The 262-nt window shown below is 74.8% G+C and carries 1 pseudogene; it reads right to left on the minus strand.

Annotated features, from left to right (window positions below):
• Positions 1 to 262, minus strand: a pseudogene (locus ACQG3P_RS20150) (hypothetical protein); the annotation flags it as partial.

Consider the following 262-nt stretch of genomic DNA (forward strand, 5'->3'; position numbering starts at 1 on the left):
GCACGTACCAGCGTCCGTCGCGCACGTAGGTCAGGTCGATCTTGCCGGTCCTCAGCCCCTCGAGCTGGCGTCGCGTGCCAAAGCCGCGGCGGTCCGGCACCAGCCCGAGGTGGTGCAGCAGCTGCAGCAGCGCCGGCACCGCGGTGGGCTGCATGGCGAAGTGGACCTCGAGCTCGGCCCGCCGGTCGTGCACCGGCACGCTGTGCAGCGCGCCGCCGTCGGGCCGCTGCACGGGCCAGGTCTGGCCGACCCGCGGCACCAG

This window comes from Stenotrophomonas sp. SrG (genome assembly GCF_050031795.1).
GTDB classification, from domain to species: Bacteria; Pseudomonadota; Gammaproteobacteria; order Xanthomonadales; family Xanthomonadaceae; genus Stenotrophomonas; species Stenotrophomonas rhizophila_A.